15 protein-coding genes and 2 pseudogenes are annotated in these 22,031 nt (G+C 68.0%); 4 read left to right on the forward strand and 13 right to left on the reverse strand.

Annotated features, from left to right (window positions below; translation table 11 throughout):
• Nucleotides 1-23 precede the first annotated feature (23 nt).
• From BBK82_RS54355 to BBK82_RS54365, 7 genes are all read right to left on the reverse strand, one after another.
• Entirely contained in the window at nt 24-1,682 is a 1,659-nt protein-coding gene (locus tag BBK82_RS54355; RefSeq protein ID WP_065917433.1) for an SbcC/MukB-like Walker B domain-containing protein, read from the reverse strand.
• Nucleotides 1,613-2,557, reverse strand: coding sequence for a hypothetical protein (locus tag BBK82_RS54360; RefSeq protein WP_065917434.1), 945 nt, complete (start codon nt 2,555-2,557; stop codon nt 1,613-1,615). Before BBK82_RS54360 ends, BBK82_RS54355 begins: the two co-directional genes overlap by 70 nt.
• Nucleotides 2,558-2,752: 195 nt before the next feature.
• Complete coding sequence (locus BBK82_RS26480; protein ID WP_065917436.1) at nt 2,753-8,254, reverse strand: SAV_2336 N-terminal domain-related protein; 5,502 nt, start codon at nt 8,252-8,254, stop codon at nt 2,753-2,755.
• A 3-nt stretch (nt 8,255-8,257) separates the two neighbouring features.
• Nucleotides 8,258-9,178, reverse strand: coding sequence for an AAA family ATPase (locus tag BBK82_RS26485; protein WP_065917437.1), 921 nt, complete (start codon nt 9,176-9,178; stop codon nt 8,258-8,260).
• 2 nt (nt 9,179-9,180) lie between these two features.
• On the reverse strand, nt 9,181-11,181 hold the full coding sequence (locus BBK82_RS26490) for a vWA-MoxR associated conflict system protein (RefSeq protein WP_065917438.1): 2,001 nt from the start codon (nt 11,179-11,181) through the stop codon (nt 9,181-9,183).
• A gap of 16 nt (nt 11,182-11,197) precedes the next feature.
• Entirely contained in the window at nt 11,198-12,643 is a 1,446-nt protein-coding gene (locus BBK82_RS26495; RefSeq protein WP_065917439.1) for an esterase/lipase family protein, read from the reverse strand.
• A gap of 99 nt (nt 12,644-12,742) precedes the next feature.
• Nucleotides 12,743-12,922, reverse strand: coding sequence for a hypothetical protein (locus BBK82_RS54365; RefSeq protein ID WP_237047583.1), 180 nt, complete (start codon nt 12,920-12,922; stop codon nt 12,743-12,745).
• A 609-nt stretch (nt 12,923-13,531) separates the two neighbouring features.
• On the opposite strand from BBK82_RS54365, the gene BBK82_RS50555 reads away from it, so the two are divergent.
• Nucleotides 13,532-13,711, forward strand: coding sequence for a hypothetical protein (locus tag BBK82_RS50555; protein ID WP_154697509.1), 180 nt, complete (start codon nt 13,532-13,534; stop codon nt 13,709-13,711).
• A 347-nt stretch (nt 13,712-14,058) separates the two neighbouring features.
• On the opposite strand, the gene BBK82_RS26505 is transcribed toward BBK82_RS50555, so the two are convergent.
• The 6 genes and pseudogenes from BBK82_RS26505 to BBK82_RS26525 form a co-directional block, all read right to left on the reverse strand.
• Nucleotides 14,059-14,541, reverse strand: coding sequence for a hypothetical protein (locus BBK82_RS26505; protein WP_218920342.1), 483 nt, complete (start codon nt 14,539-14,541; stop codon nt 14,059-14,061).
• Nucleotides 14,538-15,818, reverse strand: coding sequence for a WXG100 family type VII secretion target (locus BBK82_RS26510; RefSeq protein ID WP_065917440.1), 1,281 nt, complete (start codon nt 15,816-15,818; stop codon nt 14,538-14,540). The genes BBK82_RS26505 and BBK82_RS26510 overlap by 4 nt, the downstream gene beginning before the upstream one ends.
• Nucleotides 15,815-16,120: a type VII secretion target gene (locus tag BBK82_RS26515; RefSeq protein WP_065917441.1), complete on the reverse strand. Its 306-nt coding sequence runs from the start codon at nt 16,118-16,120 to the stop codon at nt 15,815-15,817. Before BBK82_RS26515 ends, BBK82_RS26510 begins: the two co-directional genes overlap by 4 nt.
• A gap of 264 nt (nt 16,121-16,384) precedes the next feature.
• A pseudogene (locus BBK82_RS54370) lies at nt 16,385-16,841 on the reverse strand (transposase).
• Nucleotides 16,842-16,879: 38 nt separating this feature from the next.
• Nucleotides 16,880-17,059 (reverse strand): annotated as a pseudogene (locus BBK82_RS54375) (IS5/IS1182 family transposase); the annotation flags it as partial.
• A 164-nt stretch (nt 17,060-17,223) separates the two neighbouring features.
• Nucleotides 17,224-17,793, reverse strand: coding sequence for a hypothetical protein (locus tag BBK82_RS26525; RefSeq protein WP_237047584.1), 570 nt, complete (start codon nt 17,791-17,793; stop codon nt 17,224-17,226).
• Between the two features lie 192 nt (nt 17,794-17,985).
• Here BBK82_RS26525 and BBK82_RS50560 point away from each other — a divergent pair, with 192 nt between their 5' ends.
• The 3 genes from BBK82_RS50560 (at nt 17,986) to BBK82_RS26535 (ending at nt 21,935) form a co-directional block, all read left to right on the forward strand.
• Nucleotides 17,986-18,147 carry a hypothetical protein gene (locus BBK82_RS50560; protein ID WP_154697510.1) on the forward strand — a complete coding sequence of 54 codons (162 nt, stop codon included), beginning with the start codon at nt 17,986-17,988 and terminating at the stop codon, nt 18,145-18,147.
• A 904-nt stretch (nt 18,148-19,051) separates the two neighbouring features.
• Nucleotides 19,052-19,369 carry a hypothetical protein gene (locus BBK82_RS26530; RefSeq protein ID WP_154697511.1) on the forward strand — a complete coding sequence of 106 codons (318 nt, stop codon included), beginning with the start codon at nt 19,052-19,054 and terminating at the stop codon, nt 19,367-19,369.
• A 4-nt stretch (nt 19,370-19,373) separates the two neighbouring features.
• Nucleotides 19,374-21,935 carry a caspase, EACC1-associated type gene (locus BBK82_RS26535; RefSeq protein ID WP_154697512.1) on the forward strand — a complete coding sequence of 854 codons (2,562 nt, stop codon included), beginning with the start codon at nt 19,374-19,376 and terminating at the stop codon, nt 21,933-21,935.
• The last annotated feature ends 96 nt before the right edge of the window (nt 21,936-22,031 follow it).

Genomic DNA, 22,031 nt, shown 5'->3' on the forward strand with positions numbered 1-22,031 from the left:
AGCGCGCCCCGGCCGAGTGTCCTTCAGCTGTCCACGTCTTCCTGCTCGTCGAGCAGTTCAGCCCCGTTCCACACGAAGCGCGCGGTGGTGACGGCATCTTCCCCGTCGCCGCCCGTGATCAGCTGGTGGATCGCGATGCCGTCCAGTTCGCGGTAGGTGCACCACTCGTGGTCGGAGGTGAGCACCAGGTCCAGGTCCAGTGCGGACAGCAGCTCGAAGACCTGGCCGCGGTTGACGGAGTCGACGCCGACGAAGACCTCGTCCAGCAGGATGACCCGCGGTGCCCGGGTGACCGCCTGGTAGTGGGCTGCCACGGCGGCGAACAGGGGGAGGTGCAGGGCGATCGCCTTCTCGCCGCCGGAGAGCGCTCCGTGCAGTTTCTTGGTCAACGGTTGCCAGCCCGTGCCGTTCATGCGGTCGAGCTTCACCACGAACCGGTGCCAGGCGGTGTAGTCGAACACCTGCCCCAGTTGTTGTTCCCAGCCCGCGGCGGACTCGTCGCCCTTGGCCTGCTCGACGCGCTCGCGGAAGAACCGGTGCAGCGACTCGCGATCGGCCTCGCTCAACCGCACCGGGTCCTTGAGCAGGAGGTCGCGCGCCGCTTTCGTGCCGGCCGGCAGGTCCGGCGAGACTTCCCACACCAGCCGCACCGCCACCTTGGACGCCGTGCGCACCCGCTCCAGGCGGGCGTTCATGCCGTCGACCAGCTCGTGCGCCTGCCGTATCCGGGCGGCGAGGTGGCGGCGGGTGTCGCCGGTGAGGGTGCGGTCGAACAGTTCGCGTTCCTGCGCGGTGATGTCCTCCCGGCTGCGTTCCGCGTCGGACCGGAGCCGGTCGTGCAACGCCGACGCGCCGATGCGCATGCCGTCCACCATCGCGGAGAAGACCTGGACGTCCTCGTCGGAGTCGAGTTCGAGGTCGGCGCGAGCGCCGAGCACCTCGCGGGACGCGTGCACCTCCTCGGCCAGCCGGTGGGCGGCGTCGCCGATGTTCTTCGGTGAGTGCGGCAGAGTCGGCCACGAGGCCGCGACCGTCCTCGCCGCGTCGAGGGCCGCCCGGACGCCGGGGGACGTCGTGAGCGCCTCGGTGAACGCCGCCAGGCCGGGCAAGCCGCTGTCGGCGGGGAAGCTGCCGTTCGCCAGCCGGCGGAACCGGGTGGCCGCCTGGTCGCGCAGGTGGGTGGCGTTGTCGCGGTTCTCCGCGTCGGTGGCGCGCCGGGTGGTCAGCTGGCCCAGCCGCTCGGCCAGGCCGCTGATCTCCCTGCGGTTGCCGCTCGCCTGCCGCTTGACCTCGTCGAGCTCGTTCCGCAGGGCGCTGAGCTGGTCGAGCACACCCCGGTAGTCGACGCCGATGGTGCCCTCGACGGCGTCCAGCTCGCTGTCCAGCCTGCTGGCGGCGGCGTCGGCCACGTCCGCCTCGTCCTCCCGCTGCTCGGCGGCGAGCCGGGAGCGCTGCGCCTGCTCAGCGGCTCGCTCGGCTTCGCGACGCGTCGCGACCAGGGTGGCGTGCTCGTCGATCCACGCGTCGGCGGCGCGGAAGGCGTTCACGGCGTCCGCCACGGCGTTGAGCGCCTGCCGCTCCGTGGGCAGGCCGTGCTCGGCCGCGGCCGCGGTCAGCTCCCGCAGGGCGCGGTCCACGCGCTGCTCGCGCTTCGACAGGACGTCCAGCGAGCGCCGGACCACGCTGTCGGCGGTGGAGACCGCGACCTCCGCCCTGGTGAGCGCTTCCAGGGCGGCGTCCGCGGCGGCGTGGCCGGCCGCGCGTCCCGTTCGGTCTGGACGGCCGACCTGCGTGCCGCCAGCGAACCCAGCACGGCGGTGTGGGTCGCGATCAGCTCCTCCGCCGCGGTGATCCGCTCGCGCAGCTCGGTCAACCGGCGCTGCCTGGCCCGCTGCCGGGCGAGCGCGCCGATGTGTGCGGCCTCGTCCTTCTGCCACGTGCCGCGCAGCGTGCCCAGGCGCCAGCCGCCGTCGGCGCCGATCGCCGCCGGATGCCCCTCCGGTGGTTGCTCCCCGTAGGCCACCTCGCCCAGCAGGCGGGTGATGACGCCGGAGGCCACGGGCGTGTCCGGCTCGGGCACGAGCACCTCGGTGAGCGACCGGCCCGGCGCCGGTGGCACGGAGCCGGGCAGGGCGAACGTGTCGTGCCCGGTGATCGTGCCGTCGTGGCCGATCCAGGCGTCCAGCAGGCCTGACGCCTGGAGCGCGGCTTCCACCGACGCGCGGACTTCCTCGGGCACCGCGTCGGCGAAGCGGACCAGCCGCCACAGCGGCGCGCCGTTCAGCGTGGCGCGGTCGGTGGTGCGGGTGTGCGGTGGCGGGGGAGGGAGGTCCTGTTCGGCCAGCAGCCGGCGAACCTCCTCGCGCAGTGCGCCGCGGTCACGTTCGGCGTCCTCCCGCGCCGTTTGGGCCAGGGTCTCCTCCCTGGTGACGGCGTCCAGCACCCGGCTCGCGACGGCGTCGACCCGAGTCAGCAGGGCGGTCTCCGCCGCGGCGAGGGCCGCCAGCGCGCCGGGGTCGGGGAAGGTGAGCTCGCGGCAGCCCGTCGCCCACGTCACGATGGCGGCTTGCAGCTCCGTGAGCGCTTCGTCGCGGCGGTCGCTCAGCTCCGCGCGCTGTTCGGCGGCCTCCGCAAAGCTGTCTCCTTGTTCTCCAGGATCAGCACGAGGGCAGGCTGTCGTGGCCAGCGGTTGAGGTCGTCCACTGTCGCCGCGAAGTGGTGCATGCCGGCGAACTGCCGACAGCTCAGCTGACTAGTCCGGATCGGATGACAGCCTGCGGATCAACGTGGCCAGTTTCAGGTTTGTCGGCAGCAGGTAGGTCAGCTCGTGAATCCACGTCAGTCGTTGATCCGCTGGGGGCAGCGTGACGCGATCGTCACCCGCTCGAACACGCGCCACTGCCCTGTACAGCGCCGCAAGCGGATGCGGTTCCAGCGCGGTCACGGCCTGGGTGAGTGCCTGAGGAGACGCGCGCGAGGAGAGCTCGCGCAGGATGTCCGTCGTGCGCTCCGGATTCTCGTGTGCGTCCAGCACGAGGTCGAGCACGTTGGCGTCATCGTCGGCCAGCAGCAGCAACGCGTGCACGGGCCGGTTGTCCCGCACGTTCTTCAGGACTTCTTTGTCCAGCAGCTCGTCCCTGCGCGTGGCGAGCAGCTCGCGGCGCCGAGCCGGGGTGGCGTCGATGAACTCGTCGGCCACGCTGGCCAGCAGCCAGGGACGGTAGGCCTGCTCGACGCCCTGCTGCTGTGCGGTGTTGCGGCGGGACTGGAGGACCTGCGCTTCGACGAGGCTGGTGCCGTACAGCGCTTCGGTGACCGCCACGTCCGCGTCCGTCGAGAGCAGTTCGGGGTGGTGGAGCAGGATCGCGCGTTCCTCGGCGTACGTGCGGGCGAACACCCACGCACGGGCCGTCGTGAGCAGCCTGCGGTCGACGGTGAGCCAGTCCGGCTCCGACTCCCACGACCAGTACCGGGCCGAGTCGTAGTGGCGACGAGCCACGTCGTGCAGGTCGTGAAGCGCCTGCCGGGACTGGCCGACGTGGGTCAGGGCGAGGCTCAGCCACTTCAGCGCTTCGGCTTCTCCTGCTCGAGCCGAAGCAGCCCGCAGCGTGAGCAGGGTCGCGAGGCTCGGGCCGCGGAACCGTTCGGTCACCCGGTTCCAGGCCATGTGGACGATCTCGGGTTGGTTGTTGCCTGCGCAGATCGTGTCGAGGGTGAACAGCACACCCGCGAGGATGGACAACTTGTGCGCGTGCTCCGGCTGCAGGCACAGCTCGACGGCCCGCAGCCCGGTCGCCACGGCGTCCGCGAGTTCGTATGCGTCGCGCTGGCGGCGCATCAGGTTGTGCAGCGCCTCGGCGTGCAGCGGCAACCCTTCCGCGAGGTCCGCGGCTTGCCGGGCCGAGGTCAGCGCCGCATCGGTGCGGTCGACCATGCCGTAGGCGACGCTCAGGCTCAGTGCGGCGTCGGCGAGTTGTGGGCGGAATGGTGCGTGCCGGCCCAGCGTGCCGCTGATGTCCGCGGCTTGTTGCGTGGTGCGGTCGGCATCCGCGAGCCTGCCGAGTCTCAGGTAGTCCTGGCTCAGACAGGCCAGTGCGCCAACGAGGTCCGAGAGGTGCGCCGGGTTCGCCTGAGCGAGGGTGTAGTACACCTCGACGGCCTGTTTGGAGCGTTGCATGGCCTCGTAGCGCCGGCCCGTTTCGCTGCACCGCGCGGCGAGGCACATCATCGCGCGGGCAAGAGGAACGTCGGAGTCGACGGCGGCTACGGCGTCGCGAGCTGTGGACACTGCATCGTGGCGACGGCCGAGCATGGCGTAGATCTCGCTCAGATCGACCAACGCACCACTCAGGTGCGCCGCATACGTCGGGTTGTCGCCGCCGTGCGTCGTCGTCTTCGCGATGCGTTGTGCAAGCCGTTTGTGCGTCAGCGTTTCAGCAGTCGTCGGGGTCGACGCGACCAGCTCCCGGTACCGCACCACGGCCTCTTCCGCGGGTGCGACGGCCTGCTGCAGCCGGCCAGCCTCGCGGAACCGCCGGGCGAGCCGGTTCAGCACGTAGGCCAGGTCCGCCAAATACATCCGGTTCGTCGGCACCAATGCGCGGAAGTGCGAGGCAGCTTCCTCGAACGGCGGGATGGCCTCGTCGCCGCGGCCCCAGTGTGCGAGCTCGTTGGCTGCCGTGGTCGCCGCGAGCGCGATGTCCGGCATCAGCATCCGGTTCATCACCGCGAGTTCGCGCAACCCGTCCAACGCCTGCACGCCGGCGTGCCCGCAGTGCCGCCAGACGTACTTGTGCAGGTAGCCAGGCACGTTCGGTGGCACGCCCGCTTCCAACCGCTGCCGGTACAGGCGAACCAACGCCTTCGCGACGACATCCGCGCCAGGCGCGAACACCTCGGCCCTGCTCGGCGCGAACGGCGGCCGCAGGTAGTCGGCGAACGTCTGGTGCGTCAGCTTGAAGACGGCCGTGCCCTCCTCACCGTCCTGCGTGATGTGCCGGCCCAGTTCGATGAGCACGGTGGAGACGTCGGCGGAAACGAACCGCTCGCCCGACAGCGCTTCCGCGACCGCGATCCACTCGGCCTCGGGGAACCCGGCGCCGTGGCTCCACGTCAACGCCGTCAGCAACGTGCGTGCCGCCGGAACCTTGGCGAGCTCCAGTTCGAAAACCGCGTCGAGCGAGAGTCTGAGATCAGCCCCGCCGCTGGCGAGCACCTGGTCCGTGATCATCCACGCGGTCAGGAACGGCAGCTGCGCCAACGAGTCCACGGTGGACTGCGGAACCTGCGTACCCAGCCGGGCGAGCACGTAGGCGCGGACGTCGGTCTCGTTGTCGGCCTCGTCGAGGTTCAGCACCTCGACCGGCGACAGCTCGGTCAGCAACGGCGCGCCACCGGCGACGCGGTGTGCCTGCCGGGTCGAGACGATCACCACGGCGTAGCTCGCGAGCCTGGTCAGCAGCGAGGTGGCGATCGAGAACGACTCACCGCGCGCCTCGTCCAGGCCGTCCACCACCAGCACCGGCGGTGAGGTGAGCGTGCTGACCACACCGACCAGCTCGGCCGCGCCGCGCCGTGGTCCGTCCGGTGCAGGGATCAGGCCGGCGGCGACCAGTTGACGGCTGAGCAGGTCGGCCACGCGGTCGGCGGTCATCGCACGGACGTGCACGGCCGCGTCGACCGAATTCGGGCCGGGGTCGGCGTGCCGGAACGGCGGTCCGGCGGTCAGCAGCAGGTCGCGTTCGGCCGGGTTCGACAGGCTCACGACCCGGCCGACCACCGCGGACTTGCCCGTGCCCGGCGCCCCGGTGACCACGCGCAGACCAGGCACACCCGACTTCACCCAGCCGACCACGCGATCCACCTGCGCGGTGCGGCCGGTGAACCACGACCGGTTGTCCGCCGAGTCGCCACCACGAGCGGCCAGCAGCAGGTGCTTCGGGACTGTGTTCGGGGAGTACAACGGATTCGGCAGCATCGGCTGAGCAGATCCGTACTGCATGAAACGCGGCCGCTGCACATCGCTGTCCCACCCGTTCAACAGCGCCGTGCCGACCGCTCCGCCGTCGACGTACGCCGTGCGGTCACTCCACCGCCGCATGTCCTCATCGGCGGTAGGGCCAGCACGCAGCAGCTTGCGCAGCTTGCCGCCGAACAGGCCGTCACGGGCCGTCTCAACGCCAGAACACGACACCAGCACGCCCGCCCAGTGCGTGTGATCAGCCAGCAGTTGCTCCTGGAGGTCGGCGATCCTCCGTACGGCCTCGTCGAGGTGAGCACCCGAGTAGCAGGCGTCGATGATGATGAACACCTGATGCGCACCGGACGAGGCACACCACAACGCGAACTCATCCAGTGTGATGCCGTCGGCCGCGCCATCGTTGTCCCTCGCCAGGAGTCGGAGGCTGCCCGCGACGGGCATCGCATGCCCGACCCACAACGCGACCAACGCGCCGCCGTCCTGCGGGTTCTGCCGGAGCGCCCTCATGTGGGCGCGGACCTCGGCCTCGGTCGGATCGGCCAGTGGCTCGCCCTCGTACCCCCTGAGCAGCGCGCCCAGCTCCCGCACGTCGCTCACGGCGTGCTGCAGCGGCTGCACCAGCTCGTACGCGCCGACGCCGATGCCGACGTACCTGCCGCGCGGCTGGTACAAGTCAGGCACCGGGAGCGGCGTGGACACCGGCAGCGGTTCGGGGACTGGCTCCAGGGCCGGCTCGGGAGGCAGGTCGAGCAGTGCCGCGGTGTTGCGGGCCACGCTGGCCCAGGCCTTGCTGTGGTCCGGCAGCATCAGCTCGCCGGCTTCGTCCTCCACCGCTGCCGTGACGACCAGGCCGTGCGCGGACGCGGCCGCGGTGTACCGGTCCCGCATTGCGATGACCAGCGCGCGTGCGTCCAATCTGGACAGGTAGTTCGCGAGGTGCTCGCCCACCCCGTCGCGCAGGGAGATCGTCAGCTCCTCCGGCCGGGAGCCGACGGCCTCGTGGAACAGGCCGCTCACAAGCACCTCGGCCAGATCGGACGGCTGGGCCTCGGGCACCAGGTCGCGCTGGATGTCGCGCAGCACCCGGACCGGCAGCACACCCACGTTCGCGCACAGCACGGCGAGCCGCCACGCGGGTGCGGAGGCGGTGAGCCGGAACGACTCGACGAGATCCGCCGCGTCCACGTCGTCGTCGAAGTAGTCGTCGGGGAAGTCCTCGAAGGACAGCCGGCCGGTCTGCGGGAGCAGGACACCGTCGCACCCCAACGGGTCCTTCGCCATCGCGGTGCGCGCCCACCGGCCGAGCGAGGCCGCCGACAGTCCGGCCACGGGGACGCCCAGCCAACGGATGTCACCGGCCTCCTTGCGCAGCAACGAGGAGACGCCGAACCTCAGGTCGCTGTCGGGTGCGCCGGGCCGGGCCGCCCGCACCCGTGCGGCGGGATGGTCGAGCCCGGTGCGACGCCACAGCTTCTGCGGCAACGGGTTCAGCAGCACGGTGTGGGTGCAGGAGGCCCAGTCGCGCAGGATCTGCCAGATCTGCGGTGCGTACCAGCCATCGGTGACGCAGTCCGACACGACGATCACGAGCCGTCGCTGCCGCGGGTCACGCAGGGCACGAGGTTCCAGGACGACGTGGTCGCCCTTGTGCAGCAACGGTTTGTCTGCGTTCGGGTCGATGCGCCAGGTCTCGACCGTGCGGAAGGCGCTCATCCGCCTGAGCACGTTCAGCAGCTCGGCGACGGTGTCGTCCCACACGACCATCGAGGCGGACCCGTCCACGACCACGTCGACGTCGAACCACCGTTCGCGGGCGGGGACCAGCACTGGGGTGAGCCGGTTGGTCGACACGTACCGCTCGACGGTCGCGTCGACCGAGAGCTCAAGCCTGGCGGTGTTGTGGAAGCGCTGTTTGAACGGCCGCAACGCACGGGCGATGTCGAGGCTGTGCGGCAGCGCCCGACTGGTGGGCAGCTGCGTCCTGGTCGCGGTCCGGTGCCCGGTCTCGTCGGCCGCCGCGGCGTGGACGTCGGCCTCATCACCGTCGTCGCCCTCGTCGAAATCCTCCTCGTGCAGCGGGGACGGCCGGTCCCACTCGGGCATCAGTGGCTCCGGCCCGCTGGGCGTGGCCACGACCTCCGGCCGTTCCGGGATCTCCGCCGCGTCGCCGGTGGCCGGACGCATCGCCTGGGCGAGCCACAAGGCGTCCGCGACCGACATCGCGTCGATGTCAGATGAGAAGCCGAGGAGTCCCCGGACCAGCCGGTCGAGCACGGCTCAGCCGTCCGAGAGTGCGCGCAGCAGGAGGTTCGCCAGCTTGGCCCGCTGCTCACTATCGCCGTCGAGGTGCCCGTTCACCAGGAAGACCGCGTTGAGCAACTGGTCCGTCGCGACGTTCTTCTTCGACTCCAGGTCCTGCAGGAACCTCGTCACCAGATCTTTCGTCCGCGCCTCCGCCTCGACGCCGAGGTGCGCGCGCACGATCGCTGTCAGTGCGTCGGCGTCCGGGTTCGGGACGTCGAACCGGATGCAGCGCCGCAGGAACGGCGCCGGGAAGTCGCGTTCGCCGTTACTGGTCATGACGATCACCGGGAAGGTGGTGCACTGCACCTTGCCGTTGACGATCTCGGCCGTGCCGTCGCCACCGCTGCGGCGCACCGTCACGCGCGAGTCCTTGTGCCGCGACAGCTCGGGAATCGTGAACTCACCGAGCTCGAGGACGTTGAGCAGGTCGCTCGGCAGGTCGATGTCGCTCTTGTCGATCTCGTCGATCAGCACGGCGCGCGGGCGGTCTCCCGGCAACAGGGCGGTGCCGAGCGGGCCTAGCTCGACGAACCGGCCGATGTCATCGGCCTCGCCGTGTTGCGTGGCGTCGAGCCTGCCGAGCGCGTCGTAGCGGTAGAGCGCCTCGGTGAGCGTGCTGCGGGAGGTGATGTGCCAGCGCAGCGGTACCCCCAGCCGCAGCTCCGTCGCGATCGAGTCGACGACCGTCGACTTGCCCGAGCCCGGCGCTCCGGTAAGCAGCAGCGGGCGGTGCAGGCACAGCGCGGCGTTGACCGCGTCGACGAGCCCAGGCGGTGGCTGGAACGTCTTGGCCGACTCCTGCTCAGTCCGCGGGAACTGCCGCCACGGCGGCGGCTCGGGCAGTTTCACGTCCCTCGCCTGGCCGTCACCCCGGTAGTAAGGCGCCCACGCCATGGTCATGCTCCTTTTCGCCGAAGGCTCGCCTGTGCCTTGAGGTAGTTGCGGCAGAACGTCAGCCAGTCCTGGTCGTCCCACACCGCGCGAACCACGGCGAGCGTCGGCGTCTCACCGTGCCGTCTCCAGCTCGTGCGATAGGCGTCCGCGAGAGCGCTGGGCAACGACTCCCAGCTGTCCCGCAGCTCCTGGTCGATGCCGTCCCACGGGCATGCGTCGGCGTCCGGCCACAGCAGCACCGGCGAGAACAACAGCAGCATCTCCAGCAGCTCCTCACGCTGCTCCGGCGGAAAACGCAGTCCTATGGCGCCCTGGAAGGTGCCGTTCTCCAGCTGTTCGCGCACCGCCTCGACGTCGCGGGACTGGTCGGACTCCAGCCAGTCCAGTCCGCCCTCGGCACCGTGCTGGTCGATGAACTGCCACCGCCTCGGCGCCTCGGACAGCAGGCGCCGCAGGTGGCGGGGCGGGCCGAGCCGTTCGCTCCACCGCACGACCACGTCGTGGTGCAGGCCGATCCGGCTGCCCACCTTCGTCTCCTCCGGACGCCACTGCGCGAGCAGCGACGTCGGCACGGCGATCTCGACCTGTGTGAGCCGGTCACCTGCCTCGATCGCGATGTCCTCCGCCCACTCCAGCACCGCGCCGATCGCATCCTCGACGGAGGTCTGGTTCGGCTCGCACTGTTCCGCTTCCGCGGGGATCTGCCGGTCACCGTCGAAGAGCCAGGCGCTGACGGCCTCCGGCCACCTGCCGGTCGGCGAGCCGTGCAGGCTGATCCGCAGCCGCCACCGGGCGGACTTGCGGCGGCGTTCCGCCTCCTCCAGCACCTCGTTGGTCCTGACCGTGCCGATCACGCTGATCGCCCAGTCACGCAGCATGATGTCGCGCAGGTCAAGGCCTGCACCGCGGGCCACCGCGACGACGTAGCGGACCAGCTCCGTCTGCCAGTCGGTCTGCGTGACCGGCCGGTGCAGGAAGACGTGGGCGAGGTAGTCGGTGTCGCCGCTGCCCGGGGCGGGCAGCCTGCCGCGGAACGTCTCGATCAAGGCGGCGCGCAGCCGTCGTGACGTGAGGGCGTGCGGCATCCAACTCCTGGCGAAGCGCGCCGCGCCCAGCACCTGGACCAGCCCGGCGACCAGTACGCCGAGCTCGGACGTCCGCGGCACCGTCGCGAGCATCGACTGCAGTCCCGTCGCGTTCCAGCGCAACGGCACGGCGGGTGCGGGCTCCAGCCGTGCCGCCAGCTCGGTGATCGCCTCGACTGCGGCGTCACCGAGGACCACCTCGTCCGCGTCCGTGGCGTGCGCGGGTCGCGGCGGAAGCTGGTAGGACTTGTACGGCGTGTCCTGCAGGTGGAAGAAGGCGACGTCGACGACCTGGGTCAGCGCGCCCATGACCGTGTCGGTCAGCTGGGTCAGACCTGTGCGAGCGGCTTCATCGAACGTGAGCCTGCCGCTCCACGACGCCATTCCGGTGCACTCGATGAGCACGCAACGGCCCTGTGCCTCCCACTCGGCGAGCTTCGCCGCGTGGACGTGGACGTCGGCCGCCGGCGGCAGCAACCCGCCGCTGAGCAGCTCGCGGTCGTGAGGGCCGGGGCGGCCCGTTGCGGTGCGCAGATCGGCGTCCTCGTCCAGCCGCACCGCGACCAGCACGTGCTGCTCCAGCAGCACGAGCAACGGCAGCAACTTCGCCTGCTCGCACAGCCCCGCGAACAGCAGTGCCAGCTCGAGGCAGTTCCCGCCCTCCGCCGCGACTTCTCCCGGCTGCCTGACCTCCTGCTCCGACCGGCGGTGGGTGACGAAGTCGATCCGTGCGGTGTCGTACCGGATCCCTTGGCCGGCCAAATGCTCGTACACCCGGCGGACCGCGTCCAGGCGGTGGCCGCGGCGCAGGTCCGCGTCGATCTGAGGGGCGCTGAACACGCGCACGGTCTCGTGCTTGTGCACGTAGCACGCGAGCCGCTCCGGCTCGGTCTTCTTCCACTTCTGCCACAGATCCACGTGTCCACCAGGTTGTTCAACAAACCTCGACGACGTCGCTCACCGAGCACCCGGCCCAGTCGACCGTGATCTCGTGCGTGCCCGCGGAGAGGCCGTGCACGCGATACCGATACCCTTCAGAGGTCTCCGTTCGCTCCGTGGATACGTGTTCTGGGATCGTCAGCGCGGGTGGTTCGGTTACACCGGGGTCGCTGAGCACGCAGTCGATCGTCAGCGGCTCGCCCACCGGGGTGATCTCGTCCACGCGGACGTCGAGGGTGACCTCGGCCGGTGCCGCTCGCGTCTCCCACTCCTGCCGCTGCGGGCCCTGAAGGTCGCCCAGGCCGGCGGTGCCCAGCGTCAAGGTCTTCACGAGGCTGGTCAGCGTGTTGGCGGTGGTGTGGATGGTGGCGTGCTTGCCGTTCTCCCACCACCACGGGCCGTCGTCGGAGAGCTCGATCGGCACCGCCGAGACCGCGGGCACCGTGCCGTCGCCGGTGCCGAGCGCGCGGACGCCGGGGTTCGCGGACAGGGCGGTCGCGGAGACCTCCAAACCGCCCGGCCCGATCTCGGCCGACTGCAGGGTTTTCTGGCCGTAGCCGACGATCGGGCGCAGGCGCACCAGCTGGTCGAGCCGCCTGCCCTGGTGCGACGAGCGTTCTGGGTCCATGGCGCGGTGGAAGTCCTCGTAGGCGGCGCGGGCACGGCTCAGGTCGAGACCACCGAAGCCGGTGGCGAGTTCGCTGATCCGGACCAGCGGTTCCCCCTGCCGTTGCCGCACGACCGGGTAACGAGGCAGGAGCTGGTAAACGGATGTGAAGCCGCGCAGCACCTCCGTGAGGGCGGAGAAGTCGATCCCGAACCGGCGTAGCCCGTTGGCGAGCACACCCAGGGCCTTGGGCGAGCCGCGGAATGGCGTGCCGTAGGTGATCAGGGATCGGCAGTCGCGCCAGCCGCCGAGCACGTCGAGGTAGTACTTCGCCACCAAGCCGCCCATGCTGTGGCAGACGAAGACGACCTTGGCCGAGCTGTCCAGCTGGCTCCCCCGCCACTTGGCCAGCTCGCGGTCGACGAACCGCTTCAGCGCGACCGCGGACACCTGGTTCGCGCGCCGCCAGTCGTAGGGGAACTCGAAGTAGTTCGCCGGTGCACCGTCCTGCGCGGCGGGATCGCCCACGACCAGTTCGAACGCCTCGTTGAGCGCGCGCCGCAGCGGCCGGTACTGGTTCAGCGACGCGATTCCCGGCACCGCGACGGGTGTGCCGATTAGCTCGGTCGCGACCACCCCGTCGCGGTACTCGGGATCGTCCAGTTCTCCCGGATCGCCGGCGAGCCTGGCGAGCACGTCGTGGCGGTCGCGCAGCAGAGCACCCGCCATGCCGATCGACGGTTCCCAGACCGGCCCGTCGACGGACTTCAGCACGCTGCCGCCGATGCCGGGCAGGACCACAACCATGTCGTCGAACGGGAGCCGATCGGCCATGGCGCTCCTCCGATCAGGCTTGCATGCCGTTCACCGCTGGGAAAGCCATGTTCTCGAAGTAGCTCCGCGCCTCGTGCTGGCGCAGCTCGCCGAGCTTCTCTATGACACGTGGGCCGCCTTCTCCTGCTCCGGCGTCGCCCCCACGTCCCCCGCCGGCAAGTTGCCCAGCGTCAGCTTCCACTCGAGGTACGCGGCGGTCACCGCTATCTCGGTGTTGCGCAACAGGATCCAGGACTGGTCCCAGCGGTAGAACGTGCGCAGGCCCGTCACCCCGGCCACGAGGACGCCCGCCAGTGAGATGACGACGGTCTTGCCGGGGGTAGTCGAGGCTCCTGAGTACCGGCAGCGCCGCGCCCACGAGGATCACCAGCAGGCCGCTGAGCCGGTAGAAGCGCCGGTGCCACTTGGCCCGCACGTCGTAGAACGACCGCAGCCACGAGCCGTAGGCGTCCGCGGCGGTCACCACTCCGCCCTTCATCGCGGCGAGATCGGGCGGGAACTGCGGAATCCGCTTCACGACTGAGGATCGCGTGAGGTCAAGGGCTCGTTACAGAACGTACCGGAACGGCCACATGGCCTGTGGGGTATCAGAAGCCAGTCGCGTGGCTCTGACCTGTGCACTAGGCGGCGGGTTCATATTCGTTGATCAGGCCGCCGAAGGCTCCAGCCGGCGCCCGCGATGCACCTACCGCCGTTCCTCGTCGAAGAGCTTCTCGCGCAGCCCTGACTCAAGGATCGTGTTCCTAGGGATCAGAGGTGCGGTGCGTCGGCGGTCCAACTTCCGGCGCGTCTGGCTGCCCGCTCTGACCGGCAACGAGGCGCTCGGCTGGGCTCCGCTGAACGAGGAGATCCACTTCCACGATCTGCGCCATACGCACGAGACCTGGCTTGTGGAAGACGGCGTGCACGTGTGTTGCGGCTCGACCGGCTGGGCACAAGCGCAAGGACGTCGACGACTACTCGCACATGACCGATGTCATGATCAGCAGGACGCTGGAGCAGTTGCAGCGCCGCTGGGAGGAGGACGGCGGGTCCTGGATCATGGAAGGACTGGACGAAGCTGTGTGAACGTTTGGATATCGCAAATGTGTTCAGGAACCCCCTGCTTCCAATTTGCTCCCAACACAACGCAAACGGCCCGCCGATGAGATCATCGACAGGCCGTCTGACCAGGTAAAACACACTGTGGGCGATACTGGGATCGAACCAGTGACCTCTTCGGTGTGAACTATGGCAGCGATACCGCGCTGACCTGCGGAAACAAGACTCCTACAGGTCGGCGCGGTTCCGTTCAGGTCCATTGAGGACCGTTCAGGCATGTTCAACGCGCGGAGTTGCTCCCAATCTGCTCCCACTCCGTGCTCCCAAGGCTCATCGGCGCTGTCTTGCCTGTGGTCGGTCGCACGCTCTAGGCATCAGGTCCCGGTGGCGACGAGCACGAGGGCGCGGTCGTCCGGCACGAGGTAGGCCTTGGCGAACCACTTGTCGGCGGTGAAAGCCTGGTCGAGCCGATCACTGGTGAGGAAGCTGCCGCTGGGCAGCACAGCGCGCAGGCCATCGACGACGTCCGGCGCCTTGCCGGCGGACTCGGGGCCGTACGCGGACCTCAGCTCGTCGATCTTGCTCTCCGGCAGCGTGATCACGGCGTCGATCCAGTAGGTCGACGGGCCTGGTGCGCGGTCGGAGCCGAGGGTGCCCGACATCCAGCGGGCCTGCTCCGGAGTGCCCAGTGCCGCGAACCGCGTGGTGAGCGGCTCGAGGTCGGTTCGCAGTTCGCCGGTGCCGGACTTGCCGGCGGCGTCGGTGGTGCGCACGTTCGTTCCTCCGTTCCACAACGACTGACAGCCCGCGGTCAGCACCGCGCACAGCAGCACGGCGGTCAACCTGGTGAACCTCACCGGCGCTCCCTGGGGTTGTCCGGAGTCGGTCCCCGGTCGCGGCCCGATCCGCGTGGCTCACGATCCTCGCCCGGCTCCCCGGTCGGCCCACCGGGTGGGCGGCCGACCTCCCAGGTGACGGTCCTGGTGATCGTGCCGTGCGTGTCGAACGGCTTGGCCCAGCCGATCTCGGTGAAGCGGCCGTTCTCGTTGTCACCGGCACCGGTGGCGATGTCGGCCTGGCCGCGGTTGAAGTTGTACCGGTCCTCGGCCTTGACGGTGATCTCCATGGTGACTTTGTTGCCCTCGACCCGGACGTTGGAATGGCTCCATACCTGGTAGCCCCCGACCGCTTTCTGCCAGTTCTCCGTCGTCGGATAGGGCTGCGCGACCGAGGCCTGCCCTGTCATCGGGAAGTTGGTGTTGCCGCTGCGGATGAGCTCCTCGGCCGCAGCGGCGGCGCGGGTGATCTCGGAGTCGACGCCCTGGCGGATACCCGAGTCGTCGCGGTACGCCTTCTCGTAGTCGAACTCCTTGGGCTCACCGGTGTTGTTCCAGTAGTGCTCGTACATCTCAGTGCCGTCGGGCATCATGCCAAGCGCCTGGGCACCGCGGAGCTTGGCGAGCCACTTCGCCTTGTCCAGGTGGTCACCAGCCGTGGACTCCTTGGAGCCGTAGACGAAGTCCTCGTCGAACTTGATGTCCGGACGGTCGGGCGGGCCGATCCGGTAGCGGCCGTCCTGCGTCTTGTTGCTGACGTCCGCCTCGGCGAGGGTCGTCGCACCGCCGTCAGAGATCTGCGCCTGCTCCGCCTTGGTGAGCGCGCTGTTGAGCACCTCGTCGACCTCGTGGGCCGCCTGCAGGATCCGGCCGACGGCCTCGGCGAGCTCTGCACGGAGACGGGCCCGCTGGTGCAGGCTCTCCGGCGTGTCCTGCGCCTCCGGCGGACGTTCGTCGACGACGTCACCCTGAGCGCTGATGGTGAACTGGTTGGACGCCGCGGTGGAGTCGGTGTTCTCGACCTCGTGGCGGAGCGCGGCGAGGGCGTCGGCCGAGTCGTGCAGGGCCCGCAGCACGGTGCCTGCCTCGGCGACGACGTGTTCCGCTCGGTCGACGAGGGCGGCGAGCTTGGTCTGTGCGGCCGTCGCCGCGTCGCCGTGCCAGTAGACGGGGCCGAACGCGAGGTTGAGCTCGTCCTGCAGGCCAATGATCTTGTCTTTGCGCGCCTTGACGGTGGCGGCCGCGCTGTCGAGCGCCCCCGAGTTCCAGGTGCGCACGTCGTGGTACGTGAAGGTCATTTGAACAACCAGCCCAGGACCGAGAGATCGTCCTCCGCGGCGTTCTCGTCCTTCTCGTAGCGGTCCGCGGCGGCGCGGACGTCCGCGGCGAAGTTCGTGATCTCGCCCGCCCACGCGGCGAGCCTCGCGTCCCAGGCCTTGGCCAGGTTGGGCGCGGTGGCCGCGGACACCGAGCCTCGCATGCCCGCCGGGATCTCGGCCGGCGCCTCGCCCAGCCTGACCTGCTTCGCCTGTTCGCCGGCGCTGATCGCAGACTCTGCGGCTTTGCGCAGCGCGGCGATGTCTACCTCGTATCCCCCCATGTCCACCCCTCCGATCGCACCATAGCGTTTGCCGTCAAACAGTGCAGCGGAATGGTGAACTATCCATGTGGGTCTGATCGGTCTCGCACCCGTTGGGGAGGGTGGAACATGCACCAGCCGACCACTCGGGACCGCTGCTCCGAACATCCTCCGCAGGTAGCAGGAACCGACACGCTGACCCGAATGGCGAGGTATCGCCAGGCGTCGCCCAGCAACGCAACGAGCGCGCCCCGGTTCTAAGTGCCTGTTTCCAAGCTGTGGAGGTTATGTGAGTCGGCGGACGGTGATGCGGATCATCGACCATCGGACCATGGCCTCGTGGTGGTGGCGTAGTCGTTCGTAGTCGCGGACGCAGCGGCGGTGGTTGGTGATCCATGCCAGAGTTCGTTCCACCACCCATCGCCGTGGTAGCACGGTGAAGTGCGGCAGGTCGGGCCGTTTCACTATCTCGACGGTCAGCGCGAGGGTCGTGCGTGCCCAGTCGAGCAGGGTTCCGGTGTAGCCGCCGTCGGCCCAGACCAGCTGCACTCGTCGGCCCGAGGCAGAACGGAGGCGCCGCAACAGCGAGCGGGCGGCGATTCTGTCCGATATGGATGCCGGGGTCATCAGCACCGCCATCAGCAGTCCGAGGGTGCACGGTGATGTGGCGCTTGCGTCCCTGGACCTTCTTGCCCGCGTCGTAGCCGCAGGTCGACGTGGCCACGGTGGGTGCCGCGCGCACCGACTGGGAGTCGATGATCGCTGCCGAGGGCGCCGCGGTCCGGCCAGACGCTGGTAGGTGCCGCCGTTACGTAGGTGCGCCAGCACCAGCAGGGCTTGGCGGTGGGCGGGCAGGCGGCGCCAGCGGGAGCCGATGCCGCTGCGGTGGCGGCGAATCAGGCGTGCCACGTAGTTCAGGGTGTGATTGGACAGTGTGATCGCGGACGGATAGAACAGCATGTGAAGCTCCTGGCCGGCATCGGTTGATCTTGATCGTGATGCCTGTGCTACCAGGAGCTTCACTGCGTTCGAGGTGGCCGGGCGACATCGATTCGATCTTGTGACCAGCAAGATCAGGATGGAAAAGGCTCGGTACTAACAGGTGGCAGGAGCCGTTTTTCTCGTCATTCTTCGTCGTTCTTCGCCGATTCGATGATCAACGGCACCGCCGTGCCGGAAGCGGCTTCGAGCTGGTTGAAATGGGTCACCGTGCGGTCGAGTTGCTGCGCCAGCTTCGGGATCGTGCTAGGCGGGAAGTAAACGTCAGCACCGGCGTCCAGGAGACGGCGGACCGGGCCTTCGTAGACGATACCGAGTTCGCGGTCCTCGACCTCCGCGATGACCACTCGCGCGTTCGGGAACGATTCGCGCAGCGATCCGATCAGCTGCGGGCTCAGCGGTGGGATCAGCAGCACTTCGGCGGTCCGGGGAGCGGAGTGCATGTCGAGCACGATGTAGTCCGGGCCGAGCTGGCTCGACAGCGTGTTGCGCGCCGAAGACGACAGCTTCATCGCGGTCGCCACGACCGTGACGTCGTCATATGCCTCCGGGGAACCCGCTGGGGAGCCGGTTGTTCCCGCCCGCGTCTGCCTAGTGGCCCGGGCGATCTTCGCGATCGGCACGCCGTCGCGGACGACGAAGAGGTCCTCGCCGGGACGCAGTGCCTCGATCTTCGCGATGACGTCGTCCGGCAACCGGCTGCTGTCGATCCATCTCGGAGTGTGCTCGCCCCTCATGGCACCCGAGTCTTCCAGGAGCGGCGCAATGGCCGCCGCCGGCCTGTCTAGAACAGTTGAACAGAACACCGAAACAGTTGAATGCGTTCAACTGTTCCCGAGTTGCTCACCTGCGTTCTTCCTGGGGCTACAGGCCGAAGAATCTTCTCGTTGGTCGGTCTTTCGGCGGCGGGTGTGCTCACCGTGATCGGTCGGTCCGCGCTGAATGTTGGCTCTGGGCACATTGTTTCGATCGGTGACGGCTTCGCGGAGATCGACATCCACACCTGGAACCAGATCCGGCAGTCTGCTCGCCCTGTCAACCTCGCCTGAGCTGCAGAAGTTGACAGGGACTGATGGCGCGCCACTTGTGCTGTGGCTTCAGTCCGAGGGCGTCCGTGAGCGCTTAGGTAGCGGCGAAGTGGTCACCGGCGCTTCAATCGGGCCCGAGTTCCTGACCTGGGATTTCGCATAGCTGGGTCAGGAGACTTCTTGAAGATTCGGCGAGTTGCGGGAGAACCTCTGCTCCCAGTTTGCTCACACACAACGCAGAGGGCCTGCGGACTAAGGTCGTCCGCAGGCCCTCTGACCTGGTAAAACACACTGTGGGCGATACTGGGATCGAACCAGTGACCTCTTCGGTGTGAACGGATCTTGTCGAGTGTCAGGACGTCGCACCTTTCTCAGTATTCCAGTCCTGACCTGCGCGAACGGGCTCGCAGCGTCTCGTGATGTTGTGAACGTCTCGCTACTGCCTGACCGTCCCAGCTACCGGATTTACTACCAGGCTTCGGGTCGGCGTGGTTCGCAACGGGGTGTCCATTGGTCCAGCGAAGCGTGCCTTCAGTAGAACGCCAGCCGCCACAAGAAGATGCGGCTCACCCATTGGGTCAGGACGATCTGGCACGTGCCGTCGTGCCGACCCTCGACATTGGGCAGCCTATAAGAGGCCTATCTCATCGGAGTCTCTTCGCAAGGAACTAGGATCGGTACTGGCCTTGCTCGTGACCTAGTTGCCGTGTTGCGGAGCGAAGTCGCAGCCCAGGATAGGCGCAGTCAGCCCGCCCAGGCTGGTCATGGATGAGCAGGCGGTCGTGTTCCCTGATCAGGTGAGGGGGCGAGGGGCACTGCAACACCTGGGGCTTCGGCGGCGTTGCAGCAGTGAGGACCTTAGGGAGGGCATAACATGTCTGATGCTGTTGTCAGAGTCGTCGATTGCGGGCTTACTGCGATGGAGGTGGACGACGTTCTGCACGATCTGCTCGAAGACCTCAGGGAGATCGGGGTCGAGGGCATGCTGGGCACAACCGAGGCGCCGAAGCACATTCGCGGAACGGAGCTGGTCGAAGCTGCTTTTGTCGTGGTGCAGGGCATCGTCGAGTCGGGACTTGCGCGGATCGTCGCAGACCGCGTTCAGGGCTGGTTCAGCCGCAGTGAGGTGAATCAGGTCGAGATCACGGTGGGGGAGAGCCGACTGTTGCTGGCGAACGCGACGGCTGAGCAGCAGGAGCGGCTGGTTGAGCACTTCATCAAAGCGGCCGAGTTGAAGCGCTGAGTTGATGCGCAAGCGGGCGCTGATCATCGCGAATCAGGTGTACGAGGACGACGGTTTCCGGGAGCTCCCCGGTGCCGCAGGCGACGCGAGGGAGCTGGCCGAGGTCCTTGGTTCGCGCAACGTTGGTGAGTTCGAAGTAGAAGTACTTGCGGAGCGGGACGCCCGATCGGTGCGCCGCGGGATCGAGGTTTTCTTCGCCGCCGCTGCGCGAGACGATCTGATGCTGCTGCACTTCTCGTGTCACGGAAAGCGTGAGGAGCGCACCCGCGAGTTGCACTTCGTTGCTAAGGACACCGAGCAGGACTACTTGGCGGCGACCGGTGTGCCAGCTCACTTCGTGAACGACCGCATCGCGCAGTCCAAGTCCCAGCGCGTCGTGCTCACACTGGACTGCTGTTACAGCGGGAGCTATGTCAAAGGGCTCAACTCCAGGTCAAATGAGCCGAGTCGGGTCGAGGTCAGCCAGCAGTTCGACGGCCAGGGCAAGGCGGTGATCACTGCCTGTTCGTCGCTGCAGTTCGCGCATGAGTCGACGTTGTTCAGCGTTGAACCGGGGCAGCCATCGGTCTTCACGGCGACAATCGTTGAGGGGATGCGGACGGGTGCGGCGGACCTGGACTCCGATGGGTTCGTCAGCGTGGACGACCTCTACAAGTACGTGCGTCGCGAGGTCCCGCTGAAGGTTGCTGGGCAGACACCGGAGCTGTCTGTCGATCGGGTGAGCGGATCGCTGTACCTCGGGCGCAACATCCGGTACCTGTATCTCGGCAGCGAGATTGCTCCTCATCTTCCGGCCGAGCTTCATCGCGCGGTCATGGGTGGAACGCCGTGGGAACGCTTCGGAGCTACCCTCGGCCTTGAGCGCCTGTTGAGCGACTCGCCGTCCGGAGTCTGGGCGGCGGCAAGGGAAGCGTTGATCGCGCTCACGCGTGATGTGGATGCTGATGTCGCGGCCCGCGCTATCGAGGTGTGGGATCGCCTGGTGGGCGGCCGGGTTCCGATGTCGAGGTTCAGCACCGGCGACGGGCCGCTGAGGCGTGCGGGCGGTTGGCAGCCTGTTGGGATCGACTTCGGCACTACGAACTCGGCTGTGGCGGTATTGATGGACAAAAGCCCAGTGATGGTCAGAAACCCACACGGCTTGGTGTTAACCCCAAGTGTCGTTGCCTTCGGTGACGACGAGAAGTTCGACGTGGGCGAGGTAGCCAAACAGAGGGCTTTCCAGCAAGCGGCGCGCACCATGTCGGTGGTAAAGCGCCGGCTCGGAACCGACTGGTCCGTCGACGTCGACGGAATGCGCTACTCCGCAGAGACGGTGGCCGCGTTCGTGCTGGATCGACTCCGGCTTGATGCGGAGCGTGAGCTCGGCGTTCCGGTGAACAGCGCTGTGCTCACGGTGCCCGCGCACTTCGGCGTTATCGAGCGAGAAGCTCTCGTCCAGGCGGCGCGGATCGCCGGCATCCATTCGGTGCGACTGATCAACGAGCCCACGGCCGCCGCACTCGCCTACGGACTGAGGTCAGGTGAGGACGAACAGGCGGTTCTGGTCTTCGATCTCGGCGGAGGAACCCTGGACGTGTCAGTGCTAGAGCTTGGAGATGGTGTGGTCGAAGCCCGTGCTGTGGCGGGCGCTGACAACCTGGGCGGCGAGGATTGGAGCCAGCGCATTGTCGACTGGCTGGTCAGCCGCCATGAGGCCGACCACCGAGTGATCTTGACTGATCACGATGTACTTCAGCGCGTTCGAGATGCTGCCGAGAAGGCCAAGATCGCGCTTTCAGACAACTCAGAGGTTGTAGTTAGCTTGCCGTATCTCGGTTCGGTCGGAGGTTCACCTCTGCACTTCGGCGCTGTGCTCAGCCGGAGAGAGTTCGAGTCCATGACTGCGGACCTACTCGGCCGGTGCCGGGTTGTGATCGAGCGGGTTCTTGCAGATGCGGGACTCTCGGCGGCGGAGATCGACGAGGTGGTATTGGTCGGTGGGTCCACCCGCATGCCGGCGGTGGCTGGACTCGTCAAAGAGATGATCGGCGTCGATCCCGTTGTGGGTGTGGACCCGGATGAGGCGATCGCTGTCGGCGCGGCATTGCAAGCAGGCGTGCTGACGGGTGATGTAAACACGGTATTTCCACTCGACATCGTATCGCTATCACTCGGCATCGAGACGCAGGGCGGAGTGATGACCAAGCTGATCGCTCGCAACACGACCATCCCTACCAAACACTCCGAGATCTTCACGACCACACAGGACGATCAGCCGTCCGTTGCGATCCACGTCTTCCAGGGAGAGCACCGCTTTACTCGCTATAACAAGAAAATCGGCATGTTCACGCTGGCGGACCTCAAGCCACGCCCTCACGGTGTGCCGCAGGTCGAGGTCACTTTCGACATCGACTCCAACGGCATCGTGAACGTCTCCGCAAAGGACCTTGGTACGGGAGATAAAGTGTCGATCACCGTGTCGCGCGACACGGTCGCGGCTGCCGGCCAAGCTGCGCTCGATTCGGGACCCGTTCCGCAAGGTGCTGATGTGGTGTCTGGACACGACACGCGGTTACAGCCCTAGCATGCGAGTGCAGCAGAGATGGTTCATCAGCCAGAACGCCCGAACACTCTGTAAGCGGGATATCGCGTTGAACGATGTGCGCGGACGGGGTGCAGC

It is taken from the genome of Lentzea guizhouensis, assembly GCF_001701025.1.
Lineage (GTDB): Bacteria > Actinomycetota > Actinomycetes > Mycobacteriales > Pseudonocardiaceae > Lentzea > Lentzea guizhouensis.